At 54.4% G+C, this 10,125-nt stretch carries 10 protein-coding genes and 1 pseudogene; 9 read left to right on the top strand and 2 right to left on the bottom strand.

The window, feature by feature from the left end; genetic code table 11:
• Window positions 1-312 precede the first annotated feature (312 nt).
• Window positions 313-1,704: an amino acid permease gene (locus AC559G_RS19095; protein WP_498913932.1), complete on the top strand. Its 1,392-nt coding sequence runs from the start codon at window positions 313-315 to the stop codon at window positions 1,702-1,704.
• A gap of 24 nt (window positions 1,705-1,728) precedes the next feature.
• Here AC559G_RS19095 and AC559G_RS19090 read toward each other — a convergent pair whose 3' ends face one another.
• Window positions 1,729-2,142 (bottom strand): hypothetical protein, encoded by a 414-nt coding sequence (locus AC559G_RS19090; RefSeq protein ID WP_498913930.1) that lies wholly within the window; start codon window positions 2,140-2,142, stop codon window positions 1,729-1,731.
• Between the two features lie 245 nt (window positions 2,143-2,387).
• On the opposite strand from AC559G_RS19090, the gene folM reads away from it, so the two are divergent.
• The 7 genes and pseudogenes from folM (at window position 2,388) to AC559G_RS19055 (ending at window position 8,510) form a co-directional block, all read left to right on the top strand.
• Window positions 2,388-3,110: a dihydromonapterin reductase gene (folM, locus tag AC559G_RS19085; RefSeq protein WP_498913928.1), complete on the top strand. Its 723-nt coding sequence runs from the start codon at window positions 2,388-2,390 to the stop codon at window positions 3,108-3,110.
• A gap of 65 nt (window positions 3,111-3,175) precedes the next feature.
• The gene (gene rstA / locus AC559G_RS19080) at window positions 3,176-3,898 is read left to right on the top strand and encodes a response regulator transcription factor RstA (RefSeq protein WP_498913926.1); all 723 of its coding nucleotides are present in this window, start codon (window positions 3,176-3,178) and stop codon (window positions 3,896-3,898) included.
• Window positions 3,898-5,202, top strand: a complete 1,305-nt coding sequence (rstB, locus tag AC559G_RS19075; protein ID WP_498913924.1) for a two-component system sensor histidine kinase RstB — start codon at window positions 3,898-3,900, stop codon at window positions 5,200-5,202. Before rstA ends, rstB begins: the two co-directional genes overlap by 1 nt.
• Before the next feature lie 26 nt (window positions 5,203-5,228).
• A complete protein-coding gene (locus tag AC559G_RS19070; protein ID WP_498913922.1) occupies window positions 5,229-6,725 on the top strand; it encodes a carboxypeptidase M32 in 1,497 nt (498 codons plus the stop codon).
• Window positions 6,726-7,128: 403 nt separating this feature from the next.
• Complete coding sequence (locus AC559G_RS19065) at window positions 7,129-7,548, top strand: peptidoglycan-binding domain-containing protein (protein ID WP_498913920.1); 420 nt, start codon at window positions 7,129-7,131, stop codon at window positions 7,546-7,548.
• A 12-nt stretch (window positions 7,549-7,560) separates the two neighbouring features.
• A pseudogene (locus tag AC559G_RS19060) lies at window positions 7,561-8,049 on the top strand (DUF8812 domain-containing protein); the annotation flags it as partial.
• A complete protein-coding gene (locus AC559G_RS19055; protein WP_498913919.1) occupies window positions 8,046-8,510 on the top strand; it encodes a lysozyme inhibitor LprI family protein in 465 nt (154 codons plus the stop codon). The pseudogene AC559G_RS19060 and the gene AC559G_RS19055, both read left to right, overlap by 4 nt.
• A gap of 272 nt (window positions 8,511-8,782) precedes the next feature.
• Here the strand turns inward: AC559G_RS19055 and AC559G_RS19050 are convergent, their stop codons facing one another.
• The gene (locus AC559G_RS19050) at window positions 8,783-9,694 is read right to left on the bottom strand and encodes an alpha/beta fold hydrolase (RefSeq protein WP_498913918.1); all 912 of its coding nucleotides are present in this window, start codon (window positions 9,692-9,694) and stop codon (window positions 8,783-8,785) included.
• 237 nt (window positions 9,695-9,931) lie between these two features.
• On the opposite strand from AC559G_RS19050, the gene ydgU reads away from it, so the two are divergent.
• Window positions 9,932-10,012: a small membrane protein YdgU gene (gene ydgU, locus AC559G_RS19045; protein WP_095848765.1), complete on the top strand. Its 81-nt coding sequence runs from the start codon at window positions 9,932-9,934 to the stop codon at window positions 10,010-10,012.
• Window positions 10,013-10,125: the final 113 nt, after the last annotated feature.

Raw genomic sequence — 10,125 nt, 5'->3', positions numbered from 1 at the left:
TTACGGGCCGTAAGTAACGGAGTCTGATGCAAATGTCAGATCGTATGCGCCTGTTAGGGCGCGGCTGGTAACAGAGCCTTATAGGCGCATCAGAAAAACCTCCGGCTATGCCGGAGGATATTTATTTCCGCCAGCGAATAAATGAATAACTTTTTACCCATCCCGCATATTCAATCATTGCATGCTGTTGCCTCCCACCGTAGAATCTTCGGCAAAAATTAGGGCAATCCTCTTTTTAATTACGTATGGTTATTGCTTTGTTGCAACCATTTAATGCTCCGTAGTTGATTATTCTGCAATCAAGGTCTGTCATTGGAAAAAAAACTTGGTCTCACCGCATTAACCGCACTGGTGCTCAGCTCTATGCTTGGCGCCGGTGTGTTCAGCCTGCCGCAAAACATGGCCGCGATCGCCAGCCCGGCGGCGTTGCTGCTCGGTTGGGGGATCACCGGCGTGGGCATTCTGTTCCTGGCGTTCGCTATGCTGTTGCTGACCCGGCTGCGCCCCGATCTGGACGGCGGCATTTTTACCTACGCCAAAGAAGGCTTTGGCGATTTGGTCGGTTTTTTCTCTGCCTGGGGTTACTGGCTGTGCGCGGTGATCGCCAACGTGTCTTATCTGGTGATAGTGTTTGCCGCCCTGAGCCTGTTTACCGATCGCAGCGGCGTAGTGATTTTTGGCGACGGGAATACCTGGCAGGCGTTGCTGGGCGAATCCTTGCTGCTGTGGATGGTTCATTTGCTCGTGCTGCGCGGCGTACAGACCGCGGCCGGCATCAACCTGGCGGCGACGCTGGCCAAACTGTTGCCGCTCGGTCTGTTTACCGTGCTGGCTATCTTTGCGTTCAGGTTGGATGTGTTCACCCTGGATTTCCACGGCGTGGCCCTGGGCCAACCGGTTTGGGAACAGGTCAAAAACACCATGCTGATCACGCTGTGGGTGTTTATCGGCGTGGAAGGCGCGGTGGTGGTTTCCGCCAGGGCGCACCAGAAGAAAGACGTTGGCCGCGCCACCCTGCTTGCCGTGCTGGCGGCGCTGGCGGTGTACCTGCTGATCACGCTGCTCTCGCTTGGCGTGGTGCCGCGGCATGAGCTGGCGCAAATGCGCAACCCGTCCATGGCCGGGTTAATGGTAACGCTGCTCGGCCCATGGGGCGATATTGTTATTGCCGCAGGGTTGGTGGTATCGGTCTGCGGCGCCTACTTAAGCTGGACGATTATGGCGGCGGAAGTCCCGCTATTGGCCGCGCAACACGGCGCTTTCCCCAAGATTTTCCGCCGACAGAACCGCCACCACGCCCCGGCCGCTTCGCTGTGGCTAACCAATGGCGCCGTGCAGGCCGCACTCTTGCTGATTTGGCTGACCGGCAGCAACTATAACGCATTGCTGACCATCGCTTCCGAGATGATTTTGGTGCCGTATTTTCTGGTGGGCGCGTTCTTATTTAAAATCGCACTGCAACGCCGGGATAACCGCCTGCTGCTGGTGGCCCTGGGCGCATGCGCCTATGGCTTATGGTTGTTGTACGCTTCGGGGATGATGCACTTATTGATGTCGGTGCTGCTGTATGCGCCGGGGCTGTTGGTCTTTACCGCCGCCCGCCGCAGCCATCAGGCCGCTGAACTGCTAAACCGGTTAGAGAAAGGCGGGATTTGCCTGCTGCTGCTGGCTACCGTGCCCGCCGGCTGGTTATTGCTGCATTAATGAAACTGGCCGGGTAAGCCCCGGTCAGCCACCCTGGCAATGGGTGATAACGATACGTTCCCCCACTTGAGAAATCACGATATGCGCAGCGCACTCGCGCTGAATGGCCTTCAACTGCCGGGCATCCAACGCGTAAGGCAGTTGAATATCAAAGGCCGACAGCCCCTGTTTCTCCGCCAGATCGATCAGACGCACAATGTTGGTTTCATCGCTGACTTGCGTCGAGACCACCTGCAACGCCAGCTCTTTTAAGCGCTCGTTACGGGTTTGTGCCGCCGCAGCGCCCCGCGATTTTAAAACCATGCCAAAAATTGGCATCACGCCATAAATGGCATCGACAAAACGCCAATGCTTCTTGCACGATGCGGACAGAAAATCCATGTAATCAAAACAGATTTTCTCACTGTGCTCGACGGATGCAAGGTGACTGCTGCTCATCCCTTCCTTCCTCTCATGGCCAGTGGATACATCCCTATTGGGGACTCAACGCGAAACCCTACCCCAAATCATTAGCGTTACAGGCCGGCGGCAAGCAAACCCCGATGAGCTTACGCAAGTAAGTGATTCGGGTAACAGAATACAGCCAACACACCTGTAACTTGAAGTATGAAGGTATACCTATTTTCCGCCGTATAATGGCATAATTCCCCTACTGTTTGCCAGCCTGCTCAGGAGCTTTTCTAATGGAATCACATCACCCGGCCCCCATACTGATTACTGGCGGCGCCCGCAGGATTGGGCTTGCCCTCGCCAGGTCATTTTTACAGCGGGATATTCCGGTGATCATCGCTTACCGCAGCGATTACCCCACGCTGGCGGAATTAAAACAGCTTGGCGCCATTTGTATCCAGGGTGATTTTTCCACTCACGAAGGCATCTACCATTTTGCCGGGCGCGTACAGCAGGCCGCGCCCAAACTGCGGGCGATTATCCATAACGCCAGCGCCTGGCTGGCGGAATCAGCCGATATGCCGCCGGAACAAGTTATGGCAGCGATGCTGCAAATCCACGTCTATACGCCCTATCTGCTTAATCAGTTACTGGAGCAGAACCTGCGCGGCCAGGGGTTGGCCGGCGCGGATATCATCCACCTGACCGACTACGTGGTGGAAAAAGGCAGCGATAAGCATATCGCCTACGCCGCCAGCAAAGCCGCATTGGACAACATGACGCGCTCGTTTGCCCGCAAGTTGGCGCCGGAGGTGAAGGTGAATGCCATCGCCCCTTCGCTGATCCTGTTCAACCCCGGCGACGACGCAGCCTACCGCCAACAGGCGCTGCAGAAATCGCTGATGAAAATTGCGCCGGGTGAAAATGAGGTGGTCAACCTGGTCGATTATCTGTTGGGCAGTTGCTACGTCACCGGGCGCACCCACGGCGTCGATGGCGGCCGCCCGCTGCGCTAAAGGCATGGCGCAGGCCATAGCGGCGCGTTATGCTGCTGACGGTGTCCCTAACGAAACGACGAATAATGCATAAAATTGTTTTTGTAGAAGACGATCTGGAAGTGGGCAAACTGATCGCTGCCTATTTGGGTAAACATGATATCGATGTGCTGATTGAACCGCGCGGTGATACCGCCCAGGCGCGTATTGAGCAAGAACAGCCGGATTTGGTGTTGTTGGACATTATGCTGCCGGGCAAAGACGGGATGACGCTGTGCCGCGATCTGCGCCCGATATTCCCCGGCCCGATCGTGCTGCTCACCTCGCTCGACAGCGATATGAACCATATTTTGTCGCTGGAGATGGGCGCCAATGACTATATTTTGAAAACCACGCCGCCGGCCGTGCTATTGGCCCGTCTGCGGCTGCATCTGCGCCAACACGGCAACCAGCCGAAAGAAGTGCTGACGCAAGCCATTACCCCGCATAACACCCTGCACTTTGGGCTGCTGTGCATCGATCCGACCAACCGGCAGGTGACGCTCGACGATGAAAACATCACCCTGTCCACCTCTGATTTTGATCTGTTGTGGGAGCTTGCCACCCACGCCGGGCAAATCATGGATCGCGAAGCGCTGCTGCAAAACTTGCGTGGCGTGAGCTATGACGGGCAGGATCGCAGCATTGATGTGGCGATCTCACGGCTGCGCCGCAAGCTTTACGATAATGCGCTGGAACCTTTTCGCATCAAAACCGTGCGCAACAAAGGCTATCTGTTCGCACCGAATGCCTGGGATGTGGTGCAGTAATGAAAAAACTTTTCATCCAGTTTTTTCTCCTGCTTTTTGTCTGTTTTCTGGTGATGACCATGCTGGTTGGCCTGGTCTACAAGGTTACCGCCGAACGTGCCGGCCGGCAGTCAATGGACGATCTGATGAAAAGCTCGCTGTATCTGATGCGCAGCGAACTGCGGGAAATCCCGCTTAAAGACTGGAATAAAACCATCGCTACGCTGGATTTGAACCTGTCTTTCAAACTGCATATTGAGCCACTGGGCAAACAGGCGCTAAGTGAAGATTTGAAAAAGCGCCTGCGGCAAGGCGAGATCGTCGCGCTCGACGATCAATACACCTTTATGCAGCGCATACCGCGCAGCCATTACGTTCTGGTGGTCGGCCCGATCCCTTATCTGTTTTATCTGCACCAGATGCGCCTGCTCGATCTGGCGGTGCTGCTGTTAATCGGTATGTCCCTGGCGCTGCCGGTGTTTCTCTGGATGCGCCCGCACTGGCGCGATTTGATGAAGCTGGAAAACGCCGCGCAGCGTCTGGGCGCCGGGCACCTGGACGAGCGCGCCCATTTCGAACCCACCTCCAGCCTCAGCCGGCTTGGCGTGGCGTTCAACCAAATGGCCGATAACATCAATACCCTGATCGCCAGCAAGAAACAGTTGATTGATGGTATCGCGCACGAGCTGCGCACGCCGTTGGTGCGCCTGCGCTACCGCCTGGCGATGAGTAATAACCTGACGGATGACGAACAACAGGCGCTTAATCGCGATATCGGCCAGTTGGAATCGCTGATCGATGAACTGCTGACCTACGCACGGCTGGATCGCCCGCAGGTGGCGCTGAATATCGGGCCGATTGATTTACCCGCCTGGCTACAGGATAAAATCGCTGATGTGCGCCTGATCCACCCTAGCCGCGAAATTCTGCTGGATATCCCGCATCCGGGCAATTTCGGCGGCGCCGATGTGCGGCTGATGGAACGGGTGTTGGATAATCTGGTCAACAATGCACTGCGCTACTGCCGGCAACGGCTGCGCATTAGCCTGTGGCTGGATAGCGATTTGGCCTGTCTGCAGGTTGAGGACGATGGGCCGGGTATCCCACTGGAAGAGCGTGAACGGGTATTCGAACCCTTTGTTCGCCTTGATCCCAGCCGCGATCGCGCCACTGGCGGTTGCGGGCTGGGCCTGGCCATCGTGCATTCCATTGCCCTGGCCTACCAGGGGCAGGTTTTTGTTGAGGGTAGCCCGCTAGGCGGCGCCAGTTTCCGTTTCTGCTGGCCGGTGAAACACCCTCTTGGTTTAACCGCCGAGCCGGCTTAACGCCCGCCGGCACTCGGGAGCTGACTATGACTGCTGCAACATCTTCATCCGCCTATGGCGAACTTTGTACTCTGTTCACGCGCCTGGCGCGCTTTGATCATCTTTCTGCCATCGCCGGTTGGGATATGCAGACCATGATGCCGCCCGGCGGCAGCAAAGCGCGGGCCGAAGCGTTGGCAGAACTTAGCGTGCTGCGACACCAGTTGTTGTCGGCACAGACAACCGGCGCCCTGCTCGATCGCGCCTGGCAGGAAACGCTAAGCGAGGTTGAGCGCGCCAACCTGGTGGAAATGCGGCGCCAATATGATAATGCTGTGGTGGTGCCGGCCGATCTGGTGGAAGCCAAATGGCTGGCCGGCGCGCGCTGCGAACATGCCTGGCGTGTGCAGCGCCCGGCCAACGACTGGCAAGGCTTTGCCGAAAACCTGCAGGAGGTGGTGAAACTCAGCCGCCAGGAAGCGCAGATCCGTGCGCAGGCCGCAGGCTGCGGCCGCTATGACGCCCTGCTGGCTATGTTTGAACCCGGTCTGCGCAGCAGTGAGCTAGATCGTATTTTTGCCGATTTGACCACCTGGCTGCCGGATCTGCTGCAACGGGTGGTCACCAAACAGCAACAGGAACCGGTTCTGGCACCGCAGGGGCCATTCGACATTGAGTGCCAACGCCAACTGGGGCTTAGCGTGATGAAATTGCTCGGTTTCAACTTTGACGCCGGCCGTGTGGACGTTAGCGCCCACCCCTTCTGTGGCGGCGTGCCGGAAGACGTTCGCATCACCACCCGCTATAACGACACGGAATTTCTTACGGCCTTGATGGGCATCGTGCATGAAACCGGCCACGCCCGTTATGAACAGAACCTGCCGCGCGAATGGCTGGGGCAGCCGATTTCCTCTGCCCGTTCCACCGCCATTCACGAATCGCAAAGCCTGCTGTTTGAAATGCAGTTGGCGCGCACCGAAGGTTTTCTTAAGCACCTGCGCCCATTGGTGGTTGCACAGTTTGGTGAACAGCCGGCGCTGGCTGAAGACAACTTTATTCGGCTTAACCAGCGGGTAAAGCCGGGCTTAATCCGCGTTAACGCCGACGAAGTCAGTTACCCGGCGCACATCATCCTGCGCTATGAAATAGAAAAAGCGCTGATTGAAGGCGATATCGAGGTGGCGGATATCCCCGCGTTGTGGAACGAGAAAATGCAGCGCTATCTGGGGCTGGACACCGTTGGCAACTACCGTGACGGCTGTATGCAGGATATTCACTGGACCGACGGCGCTTTCGGCTACTTCCCGACCTATACGCTGGGTGCCATGTACGCGGCACAGTTGTTCTATGCCGCACGCCAGGCAATCCCAACGCTGGATAGCGATATCGCCCAGGGTAACCTCACCTCACTGTTCCATTGGCTGCAACAGAATATCTGGCAACACGGCAGCCGCTACCCGACGGCCGAGTTAATCGGCAACGCCACCGGCGAGCCGTTAAATCCACGTTATTTCCGCCAACACCTGGAAAGCCGTTACCTGTAAAACAAACCTCGCCTATGGCAGAAACGCCCAACAAATTTTGTTTGTTGGGCGTTGTGTGCCGGCTGGATCCCGGTATCTTTTTGCACACATCTGCTTTTCTGAATCTTTCAGCAAACAGTACCAAACAGTAATATTTATCATTATTACATGTGGACTCTTACAATAATGCAACGCATTCAGTGTCCCTGTATACGTCATGCCGCACGATGAAATTTATCCGGCTCGTGTTGATTTCAGGGGAACAGCAAGGCGGTATTCATAAACTGATTTACCTGTTGAGAGCGATCTGGCAGAGTTGCTTTCTGTGTCCAGACACACTGACTACCGGACGCGTTTCCGGGTAAAAAATTATAATGGAAATGCCACGTCTAACGGCGTGACAATCTGCAAGGAGAATCAAATTGTGTCATACCATCCTCCCTGCGTATTTCGTCCGATAAGCTCTGTGGGCGTGTTCGGCACCAATAACCCTGATGATGTAAAAACGCTTCAGAAAATGATCATCAGCGCCGGATATAATCACATACACGGTAACAGCCTGCGCGCAACCGGCCACTGTGATCCACAAACCGAAGCGGCGATTATCTGGTATCAGCGCCTGCTGAACATGTCTCCATCTGGTATGGTGCATCCCCAGGAGATCTGGTTTTTTACGATGTTCAGCCAGGCTATCGCGCCGCAGTGGCGTCCACGCGATATTGGTCCTTTATACGTCAGTGAAGGTCAAATAACATTTGATGCTGAAGGTTTGGATTATCTGACAGCAGTAGAATCCTTCAGACAGCCGGAAAATACAAAGAACTTTTCTCGAATTTTGCACTGACCTAAATACGTATCAGGAGTAGCTATCGGACGAGGATATGATATGAAAGAACGTAGCCCAGGCCAGATAATAACAGAACTGAGACAAGCGGGAATAGAGGAGTACAAAGCAGTTATTTGTTCAAAGGCAAGCGGCCTGTCTGGAAAACAGGCAACAACGGGCTTTATCAAAGCATATGGCCCATTAGTAGGAGAAATAACACATATCCAAAAGATTAAACTTTTCGAAATATCATACCGTGTAAAAAAAGACTATGCGAGAGGGATTTATTCCAATTATTCCCGTCATATACCTAATGCTTTATCGTGGGATAGTCTTGACAGCAAAATCCGGGAAACATTCGTAGATATTGTGTACCAAGGGATCCCAAAACTTGGCCCTTTAATTGAGCTCATTGCTTCAGGGGGAAGCAGGTCGGACATGATAGAAAATCTGCAAAATGATCCCAATGAACAAAGGTATAGTGAAAGACTGAGATCACGTGTAAGGAACTTACAATGAAAAAAATTATAGGAATACTCATTTTGGCGGTTTCATCTTTGTATTTTGCCAATTCATTCGCAGAAACACCTCGAATAGAGGACAACATAGCCGTCGCAGGCTGTATAAATAAATATAAAGATCAAAATATAGAATGCCTTGATGACGTAATACATAAGTCTGAAGATCAGCTTGATAAGGCTTACAAATCAAAACTGAATGAAATTAAAAACACCTCACCGGATGAGTGGTGGATGGGTGATAAACAACAAAAAATAGAAGTAATAAATTCATTTATTGCAAATCAAAAGAAATGGATAGAATACAGAGATAGTTATTGCGGTGTTGCTCTGTGGCCTTATCAGAACTCTGATCACCTCGGGGAAGTGCAAACAAGTTGTGAACTCAACATGAATAAAAGACGTATAGAGGAAATTAATTTAATTCACACCCCATCGGAGATGGAAAGTGGTACCCCATAGGATGCGTTATGCCTCAAATCCGGCGTGACTTATAGCCTGGTTCTTCCCTTCCAGGCTAGATACTCTAAATAATTCGAGTTGCAGGACAAAAACGCAAAAGCGTTTTTGAACAGCGCTAGCTCTGCCCCCTGGTGGTTGGCCTATGGATGTTACATAGCGCGAGTTGCTGCGTTTTTGCACTGTTGCTGCAGACTGCGGGTTGTACCGCCTCTACATGTATGTTGTAACTAAAATGATTGCCGCATCGCCGCTTTCCATTGGCGATGCCCGCTTTAATCCCCCGCCGCCAGGGCGTGTTTAGCAATCATCTCGGCCAACTGCGGCCGCAGCGGCTGCGGCAAATCATGCCCCATGTCGGCGATAATTTGCAGCCTGGCGTTAGGTATCGCCCGCGCCACTGCCACCCCGCCGGCTTTGCGCACCAGGCGATCGGCACTGCCGTGGATCACCAGCGTCGGCGCCTGAATACGCCGGCTATAGCGGCGCAGATCGCCACTGCCCAACAGGGCCGACAGTTGGCGTTGCAACCCCTCGCTATCCACGCCGCGCGCGCAGATGCGTTCCACCGTAGCATCTAACTCGTGCTCATCCATGGGATAGGCTTGACTGGCGATCTTGCGCAGGTGCGCCTTGATGTATGCCTGTTGCTGTTCCACGCTGCCTACCGCCGGCTTTTTCAACAGCAGGTAAAGCAACGATGGCGCGGGCGGCGGCAATAGCGGCTGATTGGTACTGGAGAACAGAATGCTCAGGCTGCGCACGCGCTGCGGGTACTCGGCCGCCAACACCTGGGCGATCATGCCGCCCATAGAGCCACCGAGCACATGGGCGCGCGCAATCTGCAGCTCATCCAGCACCTGCACGGCATCTGCCGCCATGTCCGCCAGGGAATACGGCACCGGCGTCTGCCAGCCGAGTTGGGCACGCAGGATCAAACGCCACAGCGGCAGGCTGCGCCGGCCCTGCGTTTTGCCCGACAGCCCCACATCGCGGTTATCAAAACGAATAACGCGCAGGCCACGCTTAACCAGCGCCCGGCAAAAATCATCCGGCCACAGCAACATCTGGGCGCCGATGCCCATGATCATCAATAACGCCGGCGCATGTTCATCGCCCCAATCCTCATAGGCTATCGGTACGGCACCGCCGGCCGTCACCCCACTGCGGATAGCAATATCAGTCATGTTCATTCCTGTTATCGGCGGCCCAAACTGGCCAGTCACACGATCATCATAGCCGGCCTGGCCGGTAAAACCCAGGTTGTACATTGGGTTACATACCGAAACCAATAGTTTACGGAAAGCATTGCGGCCGTTCTTTATGATATCCACTCTGGCGCCGGGCTGAAACACCCGCGGCCGCCAGCGGCCATTGCATCAACCCCCGGTTCACCGGGCGTTTTATTATCGGGGGGCATACCCATGCTGCAGCGTTATCGGTTCGAAATCATATTGGTCATTTTGATCGCCTGCGGCCTGATCGCCTTCTTTTTTTATCTTTAACCCCGTTTGGCTTAATACCGGAATTGTTGAAAAACCATTGCCGGGCACCCGTGCGCGGGTTAAGTTAGCGCGATGAATTTATGGATGTTCTGTCGTTGTCAGGCAAGAGACTT

The sequence above is a fragment of the Gibbsiella greigii genome (genome assembly GCF_039540155.1).
GTDB classification, from domain to species: Bacteria; Pseudomonadota; Gammaproteobacteria; order Enterobacterales; family Enterobacteriaceae; genus Gibbsiella; species Gibbsiella quercinecans.
This window is presented reverse-complemented; position numbering and strand designations above follow the sequence as displayed.

Bases quoted from the DNA above. Each gene is read 5' to 3' on its own strand.
- AC559G_RS19090 (WP_498913930.1), bottom strand. From the start codon at position 2,142: ATGAGCAGCAGTCACCTTGCATCCGTCGAGCACAGTGAGAAAATCTGT.
- folM (WP_498913928.1), top strand. From the start codon at position 2,388: ATGGAATCACATCACCCGGCCCCCATACTGATTACTGGCGGCGCCCGC.
- rstA (WP_498913926.1), top strand. From the start codon at position 3,176: ATGCATAAAATTGTTTTTGTAGAAGACGATCTGGAAGTGGGCAAACTG.
- rstB (WP_498913924.1), top strand. From the start codon at position 3,898: ATGAAAAAACTTTTCATCCAGTTTTTTCTCCTGCTTTTTGTCTGTTTT.
- AC559G_RS19070 (WP_498913922.1), top strand. From the start codon at position 5,229: ATGACTGCTGCAACATCTTCATCCGCCTATGGCGAACTTTGTACTCTG.
- AC559G_RS19055 (WP_498913919.1), top strand. From the start codon at position 8,046: ATGAAAAAAATTATAGGAATACTCATTTTGGCGGTTTCATCTTTGTAT.
- AC559G_RS19050 (WP_498913918.1), bottom strand. From the start codon at position 9,694: ATGACTGATATTGCTATCCGCAGTGGGGTGACGGCCGGCGGTGCCGTA.
- ydgU (WP_095848765.1), top strand. From the start codon at position 9,932: ATGCTGCAGCGTTATCGGTTCGAAATCATATTGGTCATTTTGATCGCC.